Genomic DNA, 19,366 nt, shown 5'->3' on the forward strand with positions numbered 1-19,366 from the left:
CCAGAGAGAACAATCTACGCTCAGCATCGAACCTTCAGCTCCACCGAAATGTGAGTCTAAAACCTTGAAATCTAGCGTTTTTTGCGCTGATCTACAACGGCCTGAGCCAACTCAATGAGTTGCCCCGCGGACTTGCCCCACGTATAAAAACCGGCCCGCTCAACCCCGGCCTTAGAGGCAGCCGTCCACACGTGGGGGTCTGTGAGTTCTCTCACCGCTCGAACAAATTTGTCGGGATCTTCCGGATCAACATAAGAAATTGCATCCGAACCAACCTCACGAAAAATTGGCATGTCTGTTGCAATGACCGGGGTACCAACATTCATGGCTTCCACCAAGGGAAGACCATAACCTTCGGCTTTGGAAAGTGAGACTAGCGCCGTGGTGGTTTTGAGAAGATCCTGATACTCGGCATCGCTCACCCCGTGATGGAAGACAACGGTGCTTCCTGGCTGGATCAATGCGCGTAGTTCGGCTTCACGGTGCGGAGCAATATTGCTCAGCAAATGCAACGAGAAGTCGGGCAGCTGTCCCATGGCACAGATCAGTGTCTCAACGTTCTTATAAGGCATGAAAGACCCCATATAGAGCAGCGTCTTATCCGGTATCTTTCCCGGATCCCGTGGAATTGCGCCCGGAGCCGGAGCGTTTGACACGAGTTCAACACGCTTACGGGAAAGCTTGTGTTTCTTGATCAGCCCGCGGGTCGTTTCACTGACCGTTGCCACTGCATCGGGTCGGTTCAACAGCATACGTTGAGGCCAGTACATCTGATGGAACAGGAACCAGCCAAGGCGCACCGGCAAGGGAAGAAATCCTGGTGCCTTAGGGTGTTCGTAGTAGATCAAATCATGCAAAGTCAGGATGAGCCCGTAGTTGCGGCCCATGCTGCCCATAGTTTGCATGGGCGAGAACACCACATCGGGCTTGAGCTTATTGACCTTATACGCAACAAAGGGTTCAAAGGGCGAAAGCGGCGAGTTGATCAGTACATACGGCACATCAGGGAGCAGTGGGAGCTGCGCCGGATCGTTAATGAGCATCGTGACATCAGCACGTTTCGCGCTCTCCTCGATCAGGCACGAGGTAAAACGGCTAATACCGTCGTGGTGCGTGGTTCTGGTGAACCGCGCGTCAATAATCAGCTTCACAGTTGATTGGCTTTCGCTAGTTGAATCATCGGGAGTTGAAGCGGGAGTGCTGTTGAGTGAACTCAGCGTGCTCGCTCGACTCGCTTTTCATCCCACACCGGCTCCGCGGATTCGTACACCTTGCCGTTGGAACCAAAGACCAAGAACCTGTCGAAGGACCTGGCAAACCACCGATCGTGGGTCACTGCCAATACAGTGCCTTCAAAGGAGTCGATGGCACGTTCTAGGGCCTCGCCCGAGTGTAGATCAAGGTTGTCTGTAGGTTCATCGAGCAAGAGCAGCGTCGCGCCGGAGAGCTGCAGCAGCAGGATCTGGAAACGCGCCTGTTGTCCGCCGGAGAGTGAATCATATTTCTGCTCGGCTTGGGTGGCGAGTCCGTACCCGTCAAGCGCCGCGGAGGCGGCCTCACGGGCCAGCCCGGAACGGTGTTCGTCACCGCGGTGCAAGATGTCCACCAAAATGCGTCCCATGAGATCTGGGCGGCTGTGAGTTTGGGCGAAGAAGCCGGGGCGGATGCGTGCACCAAGTTTCACGGTTCCCTCGTGCGGAACTTCGGCGATCTGCACATCGGAGACCGGCAGGTGCTCGCGCTCCGGATCGGTGCCACCTGCGGCCAGCAAGCGCAGGAAGTGCGATTTTCCCGAACCATTAGAACCCAAGATGGCAACCCGGTCACCAAACCAGATTTCATTGCTGAAGGGTTTCATCAGCCCCGTGAGCTCCAGCTTGTCCGCAACAACTGCGCGTTTTGCGGTGCGCCCACCCTTCAGGCGCATATTGACGTTCTGTTCAAGCGGGATGGCCTGGGGTGGGCCCGCCTCGAGGAACTTAGCAAGCCGCGTCTGGGCCGCGTGATAGCGGTTTGCCATGTCCGAGCGGAAGGCTGCCTTGTTCTTATACATGTTGACAAGTTCTTTGAGCTTGGCGTGCTCTTCATCCCAACGTTTGCGCAGCTCTTCAAAGCGTTCGTTGCGTTCGCGGCGGGCATCGACATACGAACCGAAGGCTCCGCCGTGGATCCAAGCTGTGGCACCGGAGAGCCCTGGTTCGAGGGTGACAATGCGACTTGCGGCATTATTGAGCAACTCGCGGTCGTGACTAATGAACAGCACGGTCTTTGAGGATTCATTCAGCGTCGCCTCTAGCCAGCGTTTTCCGGGCACGTCTAGGTAGTTATCCGGTTCGTCGAGGAGTAGTAACTCATCGGGACCTTCAAAGAGGGCCTCGAGTACCAAGCGTTTTTGCTCACCACCGGAAAGGGTTGAGGCTAGTCGGTGGGCAGCACGTTCAAAAGGAACTCCGAGGGCCGCCATACAGACCTTGTCCCAGGCCGTTTCTAGCTCATACCCTCCGGCGTCTCCCCAATCGATGATTGCCTGTGCATAACGCATCTGGACTTTCTCATCATCGGATTCCATCATGAGCAGTTCGGTCTCATCAATGGATTTGGCGGCCGCGGCAAGATCGGCGGAGGCCGTAGAGACCAACAAATCGCGCACCGTTGATTCGTCACGCACTTGGCCGACAAACTGGCGCATGATTCCCATGCCACCGGATCTGGATATGGCTCCCTCATCGGCTTTCAAATCCCCGGCAATAATCTTGAAGAGCGTAGTTTTACCCGCGCCGTTGGGGCCGATCAATGCGGTCTTAGAGCCGCTAGTGACCTTGAAGGTGACACCGCCTAGGAGCTGGGTGCCGTCGGATAGGAAGTACTGGATGTCGGATACGTCAATATGAGCCACCGTCCTATCCTACTGAGTCATGCTGTTAGAAAGCTCATGCTCTTCGCCAGTCCGTGCGGAAGAGGACAGCTCCATGGATTGTTGCAGTCAGTTCAGCGCGACGGGTCCAAGCAACAATATTCGTTGATCCCTCACCCAAATATCCCCACTTTGTCGGTGTTGTATGCGGGTGGTAAAGCGGTATCTATAACTGAGCACCCTCACATAATGCGGTGATCGACCGGAAAATGGTTCCTCTGCCAGCAGTGCCAATGTCCCTTGATCGGCTTGCAATAGCTTTTCCACGAAGACGCGGAACCAGCGTTGGTTGATGGATTCCAGCGGAAGGAACCACATCATCCAATCAAGGCGTAGGTGGTAAGGCGCGCATTGGCCGGGTTTTCTTGCCACATTCCCCGGTTTGCCTTTGAAGGAATATTCTTGCCAATGAGCGCCGATCAGGTTCTCATCCTCGGTGCCCTCAATAACAATCTCGATCCGCACCCGGGTCACCGAACCAAAGGCACCATAGGCGTTGACGAGTTGCCATTTATTGAACGCTGCGTTCATGAGTTGGTGAGCGGAAAATAGATTACGTAGTGCGGGGAACGAAAGAGAAATAAGAAGTACCGTGACCGCCAAAACCAGTACAGTCCACCAGCTGGGTGATTCGATGTGCACTGTTCCTGCTGAGCGAATCCACGGAAAAATCCAGCCCCAAGCCGAATCGCTAATCCGGGAGCCTGCCAACACAATCGTGAGCCAATTGAGCCACGCAAAATTCCCCGTAGCCACCAACCAGAGTTGGGTTGCAATAATGATGCCGGCAGCAATTGAAGCAACGGGTTGCGGAGCAAACAACAGGAATGGAATAACCAACTGGGCACCATGATTCCCTGCTGCTTCGCAGCGATGCCACCACTTCGGTGCCAAATGCGCGGATCGGCTCAAGGGCCCGGGCATAGGCTGAGTTTGGTGGTGGTAGTACATGGCTGTGAGATTTCGCCAGGCCGGATCTCCTCGCCATTTGATCATTCCTGCACCGAATTCGAGCCGGAACACCAGCCAGGCAACCAATAGCAACAGGCTCTGAGATGGTGGGACTTGTTGAGACCCCAGAAAGCCCACGGTGAACCCCGCCTCCAGCAGCAGCATTTCCCAGCCGAAACCGTAGAAAACCTGGCCCACATTCACTATCGACATATACAGACCCCACAGCACCAAGAATCCGGCCAGAGGAAGCCACGGTGGACCAGTTTGAGGAATGCCCATGATGAGGACCGAGGAAATGCTGATCCCCAGAACACAGACGGCCACGAGCTTTCGGTCCGAATATCCAATTCTGCTGAACAACGATGGACCGCGTGCGCCCGAGGTTTCAAGATAGTGCGGCGCTGGAAGTAATCCGTGCTCACCAGCCAACGCGCGGAACTGGTTGAGCGTTGATATGAAGGCAAGCAGATACATCAACGCAACACCGCGTTGGACGATTTCGCGAGCTATGCCGTAATCGTTGGCCGCCAACCACTCCATGCGCTCAGCGTAGGCCCGGAACAGGCCTCAGTGCCACGTTTTGTAACGTCACAAGAGCCCCGGTTAAACATGGGAGCGAAGTGAGCAGTATTGCGGGCGCCCTACGTGTCAGGGTTGAACGGTACCAGCGCCTCAGAGCAAATCCGCTTGATCGCATAGGGCGAGAACCAGGAAACCATTCACTGTGTCCAACTTAGCCGTCACTTCCATGGGACAAGATAGTTCTATGACTAACCTCGGACCTCGTGCCGGTGGACCGTCCCGACGACGGACGTTCACCCCAGCCGAAAAACTTGAATTACTTGCCGGCTACGAGCAGGCAGCTGCCGATAAGAACGGTGGTGCCTACCTACGTGAAAACGGTTTGTATTCCTCCCAGATGACTGAATGGCGCAAGCTGCGTGATGCCGGGGCGCTGGAAGGAAAAAGTGCTGGATCTCGGATCGGGAAACTCAGCGCGGAGCAACTCGAGATCGCCCGCCTGCGCCGCCAGCTGGAGGTGAGCGAGGGTCAACGTAAGAAGACCGAAGAAGCCCTGGAAATCATGGGAAAACTCTCGGCGTTCTTCGAGAACGCCATCAACGAATCGCAGGACGAACCGAAGTCCACGAAGAAATGAAAGCCGCCTATCACCGGTTGTTGGCCGTGCAGATTCCCTCCAGGAAAGCCGCCACTTTGATCGGGGTTTCACGCACCACCATGAATCGCAAACCTGTCCCACCGAGGTCTCTGCCCCGTGCGGCTCCACCGAACAAACTCAGTGACGCCGAACGCGCCGAGATCCTTTCGGTACTCAATAGTCCTGCATGCGTGGATCTGGCTCCGATGCAGATCTATGCCAAGCTGTTGGATGAGGGCACATATATTGGTTCGTTATCCACGTTTTACCGGGTGCTGAACGAGAACCGGTTGGTCAAGGAACGTCGCAGGCTAGCCACGCATAAACCACGGACCATTCCCGAGCTGGTGGCCACCGCCCCGGGCCAGGTGTTTTCGTGGGATATTACCAAGCTGTCTGGCCCCGTGAAAGGCAAGTACTACGACTGCTATCTGATGCTGGATATCTACTCACGCTACATCGTTGGTGCCCACGTGCATGCCACCGAATCCGGGGAACTGGCGGTGGAGATGATGAAAGAAATCTTCGGCGTGCACGGGATTCCACTGGTAGTGCATGCGGATCGAGGCACGTCGATGACGTCGAAGACCGTGGCCGCGTTACTGTCGGATTTGGAGGTTACCCGTTCGCATTCTCGGCCCCGGGTGAGCAACGATAACCCATTTTCGGAGAGCTTGTTCAAGACCATGAAATATGCTCCTGTGTTCCCCGAACGCTTCACGTCCTTGGGGGAAGCCCGAGTGTTTATCGGTGATTTCGTGCAGTGGTACAACCATGATCATCAGCACTCCGGCCTTGGGCTGCACACCCCGGCCAACATGCACTTTGGGTTAGCCGATCTCCTCGCGGCCAAGCGGACCCAAACACTCGCCGCAGCCCGCGCTAGACATCCAGAACGCTTCAGCACCACGAATGACCCAAAAATCCTCGCCATGCCAGAAGCAGCCTGGATCAACAACCCACAACAAAGAACATCATTGGCCGCTTAACCACTCATTAAACTCGTGCTGGTACCGCTTGACTTGAAAAATTCCGGCGCGGTAACTTCGACTCCGAATCCGGTTCCGCAGGCGTCACCCACGAAAACAAAAGAATCCGTATTCTCACTAATGAGAATACGGATTCCTTTTCTTTGGCTCCCCCGAATGGACTTGAACCAGTAACCTTCCGATTAACAGTCGGACGCTCTGCCAATTGAGCTACGGGGGAATGCAACGAGAAATACTCTACACATGATTTCGGCAAAACAAAAATCGGCACCCTCGTTGACCAATGACTACTCTTGTCGAAGAGCCCTTCGGCGCAATTCCAGCTCCAATAGTTCCCTATTGATCCGTTGGAATCCCTCGGGATCACCTTCCGGATCCATACGTTGAAGTTGCCCCATCTTCTCCGCTTTCAGATGCGTGATCTGAAGCTCGAAAAGTCTATTGATAATGTCGTTGCAATAGCGAAGCAATGCCTCGTTGGTGCTAGCCGGAAGCGGTGTCACGGCAAGTTCGGAGACGAATGAGCGCAACGGTTCGGGCACCTCCTGCCGAATCGCCTCAACCCATTGCGAAGGCGTCGCCCCGGCCATGCCTGCGGCACGCACCCCATCATGAACTGCCGCGTGCGCTGGTGCTAGGAAACGAGCATCGTAGAACGCCTGCCATTGTTCGGGGCTCAGCTGCGCTGGTTGTTGTAGAACTACCTCTAAGGCCTCGCGTTCCATGCGAGCCACCGGGTCACGGGGGTCGGGTCGGGTAAAGACCTGTGCCGCGGGCTGCTCAGGGCTCTGCGCGGCTGCTGTACGGCGCTCCTCTTGGGAGTTCTCCCCCTTGGGCATCCTGTTGCGCCGCACAGCGGCACCCACGGCACGGTTGACATCTTCGTTATCCATGCCAAGCCAGCCGGCGAGCTCGCGGGCATAGGCGGGCCTAATTGCTGCATCCCGAATATCGGCAATGATCGGCGCGCTGACACGCAGGGCCTGCACGCGCCCCTCAACGGTATTGAGGTTGAAGTTTTTCAGCCCGGCCTTAATGGCGAATTCGAAGAGTGGGCGCTTGGAATTGATCAGCTCACGTACCGCTTCCGGACCACGGCTCATGCGCAGATCACAGGGGTCGGCACCCGTGGGTTCGACGGCAACATAGGTTTGGGCGATGAATCGCTGGTCTTCCTCGAAGGCGCGCAGTGCTGCCTTCTGACCCGCTGAATCACCGTCAAAGGTGAATACCACTTCGCCGCCGGAGCCATCATCGCGTAGCAGCCGACGCGCAATCTTAATATGATCGGTGCCAAAGGCGGTGCCGCAGGTTGCCACCGCTGTACCAATACCCGAAAGGTGACAGGCCATTACGTCTGTGTACCCTTCGACCACGACGATCTGGCGTTCTTTGGTGATTTCACGCTTGGCAAGATCTACCCCGTAGAGCACCTGGGATTTCTTGTATAACTGAGTTTCTGGGGTGTTGAGGTATTTGGGACCTTGGTCATCCTCGTAGAGTTTGCGGGCGCCAAAGCCGATAGTTGCGCCGGTCAGATCGCGGATAGGCCAGATGAGCCGGCCACGGAAGCGGTCATAAATTCCGCGGTTACCCTCGGAAAACATGCCGGTGAGTTTGAGCTCTTCGTCTTGGAAACCGCGCGCGTGTAGGTGCTTGAGCAGCGCATCCCAACCTTGGGGTGCGTAGCCAACACCAAATTGGGCCGCGGCATCTTGATCGAATCCGCGCCCAGTCAAAAACTCTTGACCTGCCGCGGCACCGGGGGTAGCGAGCTGTTCGCGGAAGAATTCCTCGGCAACTTTGTGGGCATCGAGCAGGCGTTGGCGTCGACCTATTTCTTCGCGGCGCGGTCCGGTGCCACCATCCTCGTAGTGCAATTCGACGCCAACGCGAGCGGCAAGGGTTTCAACGGTTTCGGAGAACGTGCTGTGGTCCATTTTTTGGATGAACGCGATGACATCGCCCGATTCACCACAACCGAAGCAGTGGAAGGTGCCAACCTGCGGGCGAACATGGAACGAGGGTGAACGCTCATCGTGGAAGGGGCATAGACCCTTCCACGAGCCCACGCCGGCAGATTTCAGAGTCACATACCCGTCGATGACCTCTTTAATGTCAGTACGGTTGCGAACTTCTTCAATATCTTCACGTTTAATCAGGCCGGCCATACTCACTAGTCTAGTGACCGGTGCAAGGACTAGGGTCCATTATGCGCAAGGCTGTGGATGAACTCACCAAGCACCAAAACTATGCCGCAAAGATGGCTTTAGAACAGGCGATCAGTTGGACTGCGTCCCTCAACCATTGTTGCGTGCCATTCTATTGCCGAGCCGTCGGTGAGCGAGGCTACCTGGTCAACAATAATGCGTAGTTTTTGCCCATCGTCGGCGGCAAGACGCCAATCATCGGCAAAGAGTGGTTCCAGATATTGGTCGCCGGTTTCATGCAAGAGGTTCACAAGTTCGGTGAGGATTTGTGTTTGCCGTGCATAAATTGGTTGGCGGTCTTCGCTGGTCATCACATATGCGGTGGCCAGACCCTTCATTGCCGCGATCTCATGTTCGGTCGATTCGGGGACTATGAGTTTTGCATTAAAGCGGGTGAGCGGTCCATCGCCATATTGTTCGCGTGTTGCATCGATCGCTGACTGACAGAAACGGCCAATGAACTGACTTGTCATATCCTTCAGCGCTGCCATTGAACGACGTGAGCCATCGGCCTCCGGCACCCACTCGGTTGTCGCTTCAAGCCTGCGGAATGCCGCATCAATGGTTTCCTCCTCGACATGGGGTAGATACCACTGCTTGGTGAAACGAATCACCTTTTCACGCTGTTCAGCGAGCTTGATCCAACTGAGCTGGAATCGTCCGGTGTTGATTGCATCTTCAACGTCATGCACCGAGTAGGAAATATCATCGGCTAGGTCCATGACCTGGGCTTCGATACACGTCTGGTGTGCCTCGGCAGCAGAGGTTGCACGCAACCACGTGAAGACCGGCAGGTCATCCTCGTAGACCCCAAATTTTGCTGTGGTCTTGCCATTGATCTGCGGTGCATCGGCACGCAACCATGGATATTTACATGCAGCATCCAACGATGCTCGGGTCAGGTTCAGACCCGCAGAGGCTCCCGTGTGCCTGAAAGTTTTGGTTTCGAGCCGGGTGAGCAGGCGCAGTGTTTGCGCGTTGCCTTCAAAGCCACCGATGTCTTTGGTCAGCGCGTTGAGGGCTTTTTCCCCGTTGTGTCCAAAGGGTGGGTGGCCTAGGTCGTGCGCCAGACACGCGGTGTCTACGACATCGGGATCACACCCGAGTGTTGCACCAAGTTCACGGCCTACCTGGGCTACCTCGAGCGAGTGGGTGAGTCGGGTACGCACAAAGTCGTCGGAGGAGGGTGCCACCACTTGGGTTTTCGCACCCAGACGGCGCAGCGCGGAGGAATGCAGAACACGCGCCCGGTCGCGTTCATACGCGGTGCGGTAGGCCTTTTTGGGCGGTTCGGGAACCCAACGTTCCTCGTCTGCCGCCGTGTACCCCGAGTTCTGCGCGAGCAACTGTTTTAGCCTCCGGAAATATCTAGTTCGGCCAAGGAAATCATGGCCTTATGTTTGTCATTGAGTTCACGTGAATCCAACCAACCATCGGGCAGGTGGGTGCGCTTGGGGTTTCCGGCACGGCCGCGCTGCCCCTCGGCGTCGACGCCCGGGTAGGGAAGTTCGAGGTCTAGCTGGTCGAGCAGTTCGCGCAACACCTCAAGGGTTGGCACCTGGGCCAGCTGGGAGCGGATGTCTCCGCCCACTGGGTAGCCCTTGAAGTACCAGGCCATGTGCTTGCGAATATCGCGGAGGCCCTTGAATTCGTCTTCAAAGTATTCGGTGAGCAATTCTGCGTGGCGGTAGACGGTGTCGGCCACCTTGCGCAGGCCCGGCTTGAACCGCACGTCGGTGCCGTCGAATGCTGCCTGTAGATCGCCAAAGAGCCAAGGGCGGCCCTGGCAGCCGCGCCCCACCACGATGCCGTCGACACCTGTTTGCTGGACCATGGCCACCGCGTCCTCAGCACTCCAAATATCACCGTTTCCAAGTACCGGGATATCGGGCAGGGATTCGCGTAGTTGTGCAATTGAGTCCCAGTCCGCCTTGCCAGAGTAGTGCTGGCTTGCGGTGCGGCCATGCAGGGCAACCGCTGCTACACCGTGATCCCGGGCGATCTTACCCGATTCGATGTAGGTGAGGTGATCGGCGTCGATACCCTTACGCATTTTAATGGTCAGCGGCACATCGCCGCGGGCTGCCTCCGTGGTGGCTGCCTTGATGATTGCAGTGAATAGATCGGTCTTCCAGGGTAGCGCGGAGCCGCCACCACGGCGGGTGACCTTGGGAACCGGGCAACCAAAGTTCAAATCGATATGATCTGCCCGGTCTTCCTCAACGATCAAACGCACTGCCGCGCCCACGGTTTTGGGGTCAACTCCGTAGAGCTGTACCGAACGTAACTCTTCGTCGGCATCGTGGGAGATGATGCGCATGGATTCTGGGTTGCGTTCGACCAAGGCCCGGGAGGTGACCATTTCGGTCACGTAGACGCCTCCCCCATACTCTCGGCAGAGTCGGCGGAAGGCCTTGTTTGTAATACCGGCCATGGGGGCAAGAACTACCGGGGTTTGTACGGTGTGCTTACCCAGCTGCAGCGGGGGCAGCTCGAGTTTTACGCTCGACGGGGCGGGGCTTACTGAGGAATCGGCAATTGCAGTCACTAACCTATTCTCTCAAACACATGCAAATCGTGAAGAGGTTTTGCACAAGGAGTGCATCACATTTCACGATCTCCCGAAAGCTACGACTTTGGTGCAACTTCCTTAATGGCAGAAATCTCGAATTCCAACAGGATTCGTTCGGAGACCAGTACTCCCCCGGAATCCAACGCTAGGTTCCAGTTAACCCCGTATTCTCGGCGGTCAATGCGCCGGCTTCCCTCGAATCCGGCCCGCAGATTTCCCGAAGGATCTGTCTCAACCCCCATGAACTCAATGGGAATTGCTACCTCACGAGTGGTTTCTTTGATGGTCAGGTTGCCGTTGACGATGAAGCTATTTTCTTCAACCTGATCAATGCGTGAGGACTTGAAGGTGATATTCGGGTATTTGGGGGCGTCAAAGAAATCGTTGGTTCGCAGGTGCTGATCACGGTCGGCATTGCGGGTATCGACGCTGGCAACCTTGACCACTAGTTCAACGCTACTCTTGGCGATGTCATCAGCATCCACAATGATGGTTCCGGAAACTTCATTGAAGGCACCGCGTACCTTTGTCACCATGGCGTGGCGCGCATTAAAGCCGATGCGGGTGTGTGTCGAATCCAGTTTCCACGTTCCGGTGTAGGACGACTCGAGTGCTGACATGTTTCCCCCTGCTAGTTATCTTGCTAATGGACGGTGGTCCCCAAGTAAATTTCACCCTACCAACGCATAGGCTTTTGGTAACTGGTTTTCAAAACTTTTCTTTACGCGTTCAGCATACGTTTCTCACCCCAATCTATACAGTGTGGATCACAACGGGAATAGGCCGAGCCATCTCATTGCTGTACCCGCTGATACATACGTTTGCATATATAGAAGGTGGATCGTGAAGAAGATTGGCTTTTTGACTTTTGGCCACTCCGGCGGGTCAAGCAACTCACCGGTACCAACGGGTGCCGACGCCGTGCGTCAAATGGTTGATTTGGCAGTAGCCGCCGAAGAATCAGGTTTTGATGGTGCCTGGATGCGCGTGCATCACTTTGGGAACTCACTATCAACGCCGTTCCCGCTCATGGCCGCCATGGCGGCTAAGACCACGACGCTCGAAGTAGGTACCGGCGTAGTGGACTTAAGATATGAAAATCCTTTATACATGGCCGAGCAGGCGGGGGCCGTCGATGCAATAAGTAGCGGCCGACTACAGCTAGGCGTAAGCCGCGGTTCACCCGAACCAGCACGCGATGGCCAACACCAATTTGGCTATGATTTAGAACCCGGAAATACCTGGGCCAATGAGACACGTGAACGTATTGCGCTGTTCCGTAGGGCCATCGCGGGCGAAGGGATCGCCCACCCGATGCCCGGTGGGCACCACTCACAGGATCAATTGCTGCCGATCAACCCGATTTCTCCGGGGCTGGAGAATCGGATCTGGTGGGGTGCCGCAACCATTGCTTCTGGCCTATGGACAGGGGAGGTTGGCATGAATCTGCTCTCCTCAACGCTCCTGCTAGAAGATGATGGGCGCCCATTCCATGTGTTGCAGGCCGACCAGTTGCGTCAGTACAAGGCAGTCTATGCGGCAAGTGGACACACCACCGGTGGCATGACAGCGGTGACCCGTAGCGCCTTCCCTATCACTACCCAGATGGACGAGATTTATTTTGGCCGTCGTGAACGCGGTGACTCGGTAGGCATCCTCGATGGTTCGGTGGCCCGCTCCGGTCCAACATATTCGGGTTCGCCCGAAGAAGTTGCCGAGCAGTTCATGGCCGATGAGGCTATCGGCGAGGCCGACTATGTTCTTTTCGCGCTGCCGAACCAATTGGGTGTGGACTACAACGCTCATGTGATGACGGAGATTGCAAAGATCGCTCGCGAACTGGGCTGGAAAAAGTAGGCGAGTCTCCCTCGACCTGCGCGAGCCGCGGTCTCAGTAAACCGGCATTGAGGTGTCGATGCTGCAGGGGGGGGTGAAGGTGTTAAGTATCCGCAAAGCGGGAAAACACCTTCAACCCCTTGGGTGTGCAACAAACGACTAAATCACTGAATATCGAGTTCTACTTGACCTACCGCAACGATCGGGGCAACCTTGCCGTCTTCGAGTCGGTACTGGCATCCAACGATGCTCAGCTCACCCTTGGCTACTGCATCGCTAATTACCCGTGAACTACGGGTCAAGGCATTGATGGTCTCGGCCAGGTGGCGCTGTCCCACCGCATCGGCATCAATGAGTGCCGGATCCACGTATGGGGTCTGCTTACGCTCGCTCATCCATTCCTGTTGGACGGCGGGCTGGATGTGCTCGAGTTCTGCTTTAATCGCCGGGGTTACCGGGTCAGGGTTCGCACTGCTCTGGTTAATGGCCGCCGCCACGGCACCGCAGGATCCGTGAGCCAGCACCACGATGACGGCAACGCCTAGTTCTGCCACAGCAAATTCCATCGTTGCCGTGGTGTTAGCGTTGGCGATTTGCCCAATATTGCGGGCAACGAAGAGATCGCCAAGTCCACAGTCAAAGAGGATCTCGGCGGCCACGCGTGAGTCCGAACAGCCAAGGAACGCCGCGTCCGGTGCTTGGCTTGCATAGAGCTCATTGCGGCGGGCGGCGTTCTGCTGCGGATGTAGCAAGGTGCCCGTCATAAATCGCTCGTTGCCTTGGACCAAGGCATCCCACGCCGCTTGCGGTGTTACCCGAGATATTCCCATAAAATACTTTCTTCCTTTTCATCAGGTCGAGCGCGCCAGATTGCACGTCGGTTCACCAGCAAACCCAGCAAACCGTCTAACGCCTATCTCAGGGTACGCCTGGCCACTGTACACATTATTACTCTGACAGTTATACCGGTTATCAGCAGGTAAGGCTTTGGCGAACATTCCCTTCCCGCTCGCGCCGTTGGCACGCTCCCTTGCACCGAGCGAGTCACGGGCCAGAGGGTGGCACCCATCATTAATATGAAGGTCGGGCTACCCCCCTGATCTTAACGCGTTGAGTCGAAGATCTCCGAGAAGAACCCTTGTTTCGCCGAGCTTCGAATGGAGCTCGACCATTTCTTCATTTACTGTGCAGATGCCCGCTCATGGGAGAAGAAGTTGATGTCAGGATCAGGCAGCCCACTCCCTTGACGCGTTTCGACATGACAGCGCGTAAACACGATCCATGACGGCTCTCGCACTCGAGGCTTGCTCCGCAGCGAGAAACCAGAAATTTTATTCCACCAGCCGCACTAACCTAGTGACGATAGATGGATACGGGTATATATTGCCTCACCATCGCTGCCGCTGACATCCCTTGATCTCTTGATTCCTACTGCTTCAACGGCATCTATCCCACCGATAAATGTCCTTGCCAAAGCGTAGATACCGGCCATAGATGAGCAAAATAGCTACGTTCAGAATTCTGCGCCCAAAAATTGGTACTTCCATTGCATAATTAGAGACATGGGACATCGAACGGCGGTGAAGAACCGCACTCCACTGATCATTTTGGGCATCACGGTGCTACTGGTATTAACAGCACTGGTACTGGTGCTGGTTCGGGGTGCTGTTGCCACCCCAGACCCGCGGTCCCCCGAAGGGGTAGTGCAAAGCTACCTCACGGCCGCACTAGCGGGAGACCAGAAACAGGCAACAGCGCTGCTGACACCACAGACATCCAAGGATTGCCCCGTTGGTAATGTCATCAACCCGGAAAGCATGCGCGTCGTACTTGTCTCAAGTATCACTGCGGGAAACACGGCTACCGTCGAAGTCTCAATCACGAACACTTCGGCAAGCAGTCCACTAGATCTGGGCAACAGCGGCTATACGGACACCTTCACCTTGGTGAAGCAACAAGATAGTTGGTCCATCAAAACGCTGCCGTGGTCCTTGCTCGCCTGTGAAACCGAAACGGAAGTGCAGCCATGAGCGGATACACCCAAACTCGTGGTGCCCTACCCACGGTTCGTCGACTGATTCTCTATATCCTGCTTTTCGCGCTGGTATCCATAGCCGCCTCGGGCACCTCCCAACTCCTTGGTCTGATCATTACCCCGGCCAGTGGAAACGATTCAGGACGCACCACTGGATTGGCACTTGCCTTGGCATTCGTACTGATCGCTGGGCCCCTGACCTTCGTGCTCTGGCGTTCGCTGGCCAAACGTTTGCTAGATAGCGAAGAGAACTCGGCCCCGGCCTGGGCTCTGTATATGGCAGCCATGTACGTGACGTCCTTGATTGTTGCCAGCACCGCGATGTTTTCTCTGCTGGGCAATTTGCTCCTCGACCACACCGACGGCTGGCAATCCAAGCTCTCCACGGCCCTGATCTGGGCTGGAGTGTGGTGGTGGCAGGTTCGGATCATCAAAGATTCCCGTCGTACCCCACGTACTCTGCCGCAACTTTCCGGGATTCTCAGTAGCTGGTATGGCCTCGTACTGGCTGCTGTGGCAACAGTTTCGGCACTGACAGCACTATTTTCCGCCACTGTTGGGTTGCTGATTCCGAATGCGTGGGTCGGTACCCCGTGGTGGCTTGAGGTGTTATCCCAGCTCCCATGGATTCTGGGCGGATTATTACTGTGGTGGTGGCATTGGATCCAACAACGGGTCGCTAAAATACACGGTGGTTTCTCCGATGTCGCATACATCCTCATGGGTATCCTTGCCGCCGGAGCCATGATGCTTGGTGGAACCGGATACCTGTTGTATTTGGTCATCAGGCTTCTCTGGCATCAGCCCACCGCACCATTACTCACTCCCATCCCGTTGGCTCTGGCCGGGGCGCTGGTTGGCTCCGTCATCTTCACCTATAGCTGGTCTGCACTGAGCCAGCGCTCGGCAGAAACCAAGAATGCCGCACGGTTGGTCACCTCCGGGCTGGGTCTGGCTGCCGGAGCCTCGGGACTTGGTGTTTGTGTCAATGCACTTTTGGCCGCACTCGTACCCCCGCTGGCGGGAGATCGCGGTGGAGACTTACTACTAGCTGGCGTGGTTTGGCTCCTCTGGGGTGCCGGATTATGGGTTTGGGCATGGCAACCGGGCAGGAAAGCCGATGCCCACGACCGTCGAGTCTATTTGGTAGTGGTCTTTGGTCTGAGCGCGGTAGTTGCCTTGGTCGCGTTGCTGATCATTGGCTTTAAGGTCTTTACCTTCTTGTTGGAAAGTAATGGCCTCTTCAGCGGGCTAATTGATGCTATACGTGCACCATTTGGGCTACTGGTCGCCACCGCGCTGGTATCTATTTATCACTTTGTCATCTGGCGTGCTGATCGTGAAGTACTTGAAACTACTACTTCACCAACGGGCAAGAGCCATACAAAGATCCTGCTGGTAGCTAGCGGAGACACCAGTGAACTCCGCACGGTGTTGGCCAAGGCTACGGGTGCCAAGGTTCAGGTGATACCCCGCTCAGGTGAAGAATACATGGCCACATCCGAAGGGCTATTAGCAGCTATCGGCTCAATCCCCGAGGATAGCAGACACATTATGCTGCTTGTGGAGGGGCCAGGTTCCATCCGCGTCATCGAACTCGCCGAATAGGCGACCCACCAAGATCAACGTAGAACGGCGCCGCTCACAGTTCCTCAATGAGAGGATCAGCGAGCGGCGCCGAACTTGTCAGTGTCAAAAACACCGAGTACTTATTTATGCCGTGGCAACAATAGTTGTTGTGGAAATGATCGTTGCTTGTTTAGCCGTAGCCAACACATCAATCAGCGATGAAAGCACGACCATCGAATCATCGACCTCAAGCTTCACCGGGTGTTGGTGCGCCAACATGGCAAGCATGCCGCGAATCGGTTCCGCCGATTCTTCCTCACTCAGCTCAGGATTCCAGCCCAGCAAAACATCTGCTGGCGCATCAATACGTGCCGGGGTGTAGCTGATGGCGAAGGACAGGATCTTTCCACCACGAGCCTTGGGCTTATCGCGCAAGACGATCACACCCTTGGCCCCGGTCCCATCATCGAGCAGCATCTTCTGCGCGCTGCCCAGTGTCATCTGGGCCGGATCCCACTGGTGCGTGGCGTTATAGAAATCAACAACCAGCTTAGTCAATTCGACCGAACCGGTGGCAATATCATCAAGGGTCAACCCATCATCATGGAAGATGGGCAACGCCAAACCACCGGGCTCGATGATTGCATCGCGCGATTCCTGAATCTGCTTCATCCCCAGAGAGGCACAGAAACCGGCGGCTGCCGCGGCATCGGTACCGGCGGTCCGCGTGTAGCGGGCCTTCAGCTCCGTGGTTTCACCGGCAGGAATCATTTCACGTAGACGATTGACCAGCTCGGTGCCCAGGCCGTTACGTCGGTGATCGCGGGCGACCTCCACGTAAAGCCAGAGCCGGGTCGGGTGTAGCGAGGAGGCAAAGATGACTCCCGCAGCAATGGCAATGCCTTGATCCGTGGCGACCAGTGAACGCACAAATGGTGTATCCGAGTTCGCCCGGAACATGGTCCGGTCCTGGTGGGCATGCGGCGATGACGGGTCGCCGAAAATTTCCAGCAACGCCAGATCATCCCCGTCTGACCAGGGGCGGAATTCGAGTTCAGCCATCGGTGCTTAGGCTCCGTTGAGACGCTCGGAGAGGTACGCGCGCACCTGATCAAGTGCCACGCGTTCCTGGGTCATTGAATCGCGCTCACGGATGGTCACTGCCTGATCTTCGAGGGTATCGAAGTCAACGGTGATACAGAACGGGGTACCGATCTCATCCTGACGGCGGTAACGACGCCCAATGGCCCCGGCATCGTCAAAGTCGATATTCCAGTGCTTACGCAGCTCCGCGGCAAGCGCCTTGGCCTTCGGGGACAGATCCTCATTACGCGAAAGCGGCAAGACCGCTGCCTTGACCGGAGCCAGGCGCGGATCAAGCTTCAGTACCGTGCGCTTGTCTACCCCACCCTTGGCGTTCGGGGCTTCGTCTTCAACGTAGGCGTCAACCAGGAAGGCCATCATCGAACGGGTCAGGCCGAAGGACGGCTCGATCACGTACGGGGTGTAGCGTTCGCCGGTGGCCTGGTTGAAGTAAGAAAGCTCGGTGCCCGAGGCCTTCGAGTGCGACGAGAGGTCATAGTCGGTGCGGTTTGCAACGCCCATCAGCTCGCCCCATTCCGAACCCTGGAAACCAAAGCGGTATTCGAAGTCGATGGTCGCCTCGGAGTAGTGCGCGCGCTCGTCATCCGGCACGTCGAAGCGGCGCAGGTTTTCCTCGTTGATACCCAGGTCTAGGAACCAGGCCCAGCAGTCCTCTACCCACTTGTCGAAGAATGCCGGGGCGTCCTCGGGTGCTGTAAAGAACTCGATTTCCATCTGTTCGAACTCGCGGGTGCGGAAGATGAAGTTGCCCGGGGTGATCTCGTTGCGGAACGCCTTGCCGATCTGGCCGATGCCGAACGGAGGCTTCTTACGCGATGCGGTGAGCACGTTGTTGAAGTTCACGAAGATGCCCTGGGCGGTTTCCGGGCGCATGTAGGCCATGCCGGCGGCGGTGTCGACCGGGCCCAGGAAGGTCTTCATGAGGCCGGAGAACATCTGCGGTTCGGTGAACTGACCCTTGGTGCCACAATCGGGGCAGGCGATTTCGCTCATGCCGTCAACCGGCTGGCGCTTCTTCTTGGTGACGAAGTTTTCTACCAGGTGGTCGGCGCGGTGGCGCTTGTGGCAGGAGGTGCACTCGACCAGCGGGTCGGTGAAGGTTGCCACGTGGCCGGAGGCTTCCCAGACGGCCTTGGGCAGGATGATGGAGGAATCAAGGCCCACCATGTCCTCGCGTCCGCGGACAAAGGTCTGCCACCATTCGCGCTTGATGTTTTCTTTCAGCTCGGTACCCAGGGGTCCGTAGTCCCATGCTGAACGGGAACCGCCGTAGATTTCACCGGCCTGGAAGACGAAGCCGCGCCGTTTGGCGAGGGAGATGACTTGATCGAGCTTGGACTGAGGCGCCATAACAACTCCAATGGTTCACGAGGCCGCTGGTTGCGGTCCGTTTGGGCGAAAACATACCCACTAAGCCTAACGTGTTTAGGCACAGCTCACAGAGTGTTTCGTTGCAACGTCAATCGTGACGTTAAACGCGCTGCCCACGTGCGGGTTCTTCGGTGCAAGTCAATTTTCTTTCGCTACGCGGTTGAGGTGTCAAGGTGCAACTTGACAGGAACGGTCAAAGATCACCCACAACGTGCGCAGCTGACGAGTATTGAGCATCTGAGAAGACAGTGGAAGAAACCAATTGATTCGCTTACACCCCTTTACATTGAGTAAGCGCTGCCCGGAAGCTGGCTAATAGCAAACTCCGAGTAGCACTTACCGATTTTTCCTTAGCGTTCTGGAATCCACGTCGGGGCGCTGGTTCCAGCCCCGGTGAGCGTGTCGCAACGGATCAGCTGTGTGCCGATTCGCTCCAACAAACACGACCGCGTGTCAGGACTCTGGTGAGTATCAATGTGCAACCCTCCAGGATCTGGCTTGGCCAGTGCCGGTGAGGAACCGGCAAGTGCCAAAACCAAGGCGGCAGCGGCGAGCCCTGCAAAGCGTGGTGATTTGTGTAGAAAAATCATTTTATTGCCTCCCTTACTGTAGTTTCTGATAGTGCAACGATGCGCTGACTCACCGGGGCAACG

General features: G+C 56.3%; 15 protein-coding genes and 1 tRNA gene. 4 read left to right on the plus strand and 12 right to left on the minus strand.

What is annotated here, in order from left to right:
• Positions 1-71: 71 nt before the first annotated feature.
• From CQ018_RS11025 to CQ018_RS11035, 3 genes are all read right to left on the minus strand, one after another.
• Complete coding sequence (locus CQ018_RS11025) at positions 72-1,151, minus strand: glycosyltransferase family 1 protein (RefSeq protein ID WP_105550047.1); 1,080 nt, start codon at positions 1,149-1,151, stop codon at positions 72-74.
• 62 nt (positions 1,152-1,213) lie between these two features.
• Positions 1,214-2,896: an ABC-F family ATP-binding cassette domain-containing protein gene (locus CQ018_RS11030; RefSeq protein WP_105550048.1), complete on the minus strand. Its 1,683-nt coding sequence runs from the start codon at positions 2,894-2,896 to the stop codon at positions 1,214-1,216.
• A gap of 87 nt (positions 2,897-2,983) precedes the next feature.
• Positions 2,984-4,408 carry a lipase maturation factor family protein gene (locus CQ018_RS11035; protein ID WP_105550049.1) on the minus strand — a complete coding sequence of 475 codons (1,425 nt, stop codon included), beginning with the start codon at positions 4,406-4,408 and terminating at the stop codon, positions 2,984-2,986.
• Between the two features lie 226 nt (positions 4,409-4,634).
• Here CQ018_RS11035 and CQ018_RS11040 point away from each other — a divergent pair.
• Positions 4,635-6,016 (plus strand): IS3 family transposase gene (locus tag CQ018_RS11040; protein WP_105550131.1). Its coding sequence is split into 2 segments (ribosomal slippage): positions 4,635-4,953 and positions 4,953-6,016, totalling 1,383 coding nucleotides; the frame shifts between segments, so codons are not numbered across the junction.
• A 144-nt stretch (positions 6,017-6,160) separates the two neighbouring features.
• Here CQ018_RS11040 and CQ018_RS11045 read toward each other — a convergent pair.
• The 5 genes from CQ018_RS11045 to CQ018_RS11065 form a co-directional block, all read right to left on the minus strand.
• Positions 6,161-6,236 (minus strand) — tRNA-Asn (locus tag CQ018_RS11045).
• Between the two features lie 67 nt (positions 6,237-6,303).
• The gene (gene dnaG, locus CQ018_RS11050) at positions 6,304-8,187 is read right to left on the minus strand and encodes a DNA primase (protein WP_105550050.1); all 1,884 of its coding nucleotides are present in this window, start codon (positions 8,185-8,187) and stop codon (positions 6,304-6,306) included.
• Positions 8,188-8,285: 98 nt separating this feature from the next.
• Positions 8,286-9,572 carry a deoxyguanosinetriphosphate triphosphohydrolase gene (locus CQ018_RS11055; protein ID WP_105550051.1) on the minus strand — a complete coding sequence of 429 codons (1,287 nt, stop codon included), beginning with the start codon at positions 9,570-9,572 and terminating at the stop codon, positions 8,286-8,288.
• A 5-nt stretch (positions 9,573-9,577) separates the two neighbouring features.
• Positions 9,578-10,774, minus strand: a complete 1,197-nt coding sequence (gene dusB, locus CQ018_RS11060) for a tRNA dihydrouridine synthase DusB (RefSeq protein WP_181149849.1) — start codon at positions 10,772-10,774, stop codon at positions 9,578-9,580.
• A gap of 80 nt (positions 10,775-10,854) precedes the next feature.
• Positions 10,855-11,418, minus strand: a complete 564-nt coding sequence (locus CQ018_RS11065; RefSeq protein ID WP_105550052.1) for a YceI family protein — start codon at positions 11,416-11,418, stop codon at positions 10,855-10,857.
• 223 nt (positions 11,419-11,641) lie between these two features.
• On the opposite strand from CQ018_RS11065, the gene CQ018_RS11070 reads away from it, so the two are divergent.
• The gene (locus CQ018_RS11070; RefSeq protein WP_308729143.1) at positions 11,642-12,655 is read left to right on the plus strand and encodes an LLM class flavin-dependent oxidoreductase; all 1,014 of its coding nucleotides are present in this window, start codon (positions 11,642-11,644) and stop codon (positions 12,653-12,655) included.
• A 143-nt stretch (positions 12,656-12,798) separates the two neighbouring features.
• On the opposite strand, the gene CQ018_RS11075 is transcribed toward CQ018_RS11070, so the two are convergent.
• The gene (locus CQ018_RS11075; RefSeq protein ID WP_105550053.1) at positions 12,799-13,464 is read right to left on the minus strand and encodes a carbonic anhydrase; all 666 of its coding nucleotides are present in this window, start codon (positions 13,462-13,464) and stop codon (positions 12,799-12,801) included.
• A gap of 732 nt (positions 13,465-14,196) precedes the next feature.
• Here CQ018_RS11075 and CQ018_RS11080 point away from each other — a divergent pair.
• On the plus strand, positions 14,197-14,664 hold the full coding sequence (locus tag CQ018_RS11080; protein ID WP_105550054.1) for a hypothetical protein: 468 nt from the start codon (positions 14,197-14,199) through the stop codon (positions 14,662-14,664).
• Positions 14,661-16,277, plus strand: coding sequence for a DUF5671 domain-containing protein (locus tag CQ018_RS11085; protein WP_105550055.1), 1,617 nt, complete (start codon positions 14,661-14,663; stop codon positions 16,275-16,277). Before CQ018_RS11080 ends, CQ018_RS11085 begins: the two co-directional genes overlap by 4 nt.
• Before the next feature lie 105 nt (positions 16,278-16,382).
• Here the strand turns inward: CQ018_RS11085 and CQ018_RS11090 are convergent, their stop codons facing one another.
• The 3 genes from CQ018_RS11090 to CQ018_RS11100 all read right to left on the minus strand — a co-directional run bounded on the left by CQ018_RS11090 (position 16,383) and on the right by CQ018_RS11100 (position 19,303).
• Positions 16,383-17,300, minus strand: coding sequence for a GNAT family N-acetyltransferase (locus CQ018_RS11090; protein ID WP_105550056.1), 918 nt, complete (start codon positions 17,298-17,300; stop codon positions 16,383-16,385).
• Positions 17,301-17,306: 6 nt separating this feature from the next.
• Positions 17,307-18,692, minus strand: a complete 1,386-nt coding sequence (locus CQ018_RS11095) for a glycine--tRNA ligase (protein WP_105550057.1) — start codon at positions 18,690-18,692, stop codon at positions 17,307-17,309.
• A 371-nt stretch (positions 18,693-19,063) separates the two neighbouring features.
• On the minus strand, positions 19,064-19,303 hold the full coding sequence (locus CQ018_RS11100) for a hypothetical protein (RefSeq protein WP_105550058.1): 240 nt from the start codon (positions 19,301-19,303) through the stop codon (positions 19,064-19,066).
• Between the last annotated feature and the right edge of the window lie 63 nt (positions 19,304-19,366).

It is taken from the genome of Arthrobacter sp. MYb227, assembly GCF_002975435.1.
Taxonomy (GTDB): Bacteria; Actinomycetota; Actinomycetes; order Actinomycetales; family Micrococcaceae; genus Paeniglutamicibacter.

Coding starts and splice junctions, on each gene's coding strand:
- CQ018_RS11035 (WP_105550049.1), bottom strand. CDS start 4,408: ATGGAGTGGTTGGCGGCCAACGATTACGGCATAGCTCGCGAAATCGTC.
- dnaG (WP_105550050.1), bottom strand. CDS start 8,187: ATGGCCGGCCTGATTAAACGTGAAGATATTGAAGAAGTTCGCAACCGT.
- CQ018_RS11065 (WP_105550052.1), bottom strand. CDS start 11,418: ATGTCAGCACTCGAGTCGTCCTACACCGGAACGTGGAAACTGGATTCG.
- CQ018_RS11075 (WP_105550053.1), bottom strand. CDS start 13,464: ATGGGAATATCTCGGGTAACACCGCAAGCGGCGTGGGATGCCTTGGTC.
- CQ018_RS11080 (WP_105550054.1), top strand. CDS start 14,197: ATGGGACATCGAACGGCGGTGAAGAACCGCACTCCACTGATCATTTTG.
- CQ018_RS11085 (WP_105550055.1), top strand. CDS start 14,661: ATGAGCGGATACACCCAAACTCGTGGTGCCCTACCCACGGTTCGTCGA.
- CQ018_RS11090 (WP_105550056.1), bottom strand. CDS start 17,300: ATGGCTGAACTCGAATTCCGCCCCTGGTCAGACGGGGATGATCTGGCG.
- CQ018_RS11095 (WP_105550057.1), bottom strand. CDS start 18,692: ATGGCGCCTCAGTCCAAGCTCGATCAAGTCATCTCCCTCGCCAAACGG.
- CQ018_RS11100 (WP_105550058.1), bottom strand. CDS start 19,303: ATGATTTTTCTACACAAATCACCACGCTTTGCAGGGCTCGCCGCTGCC.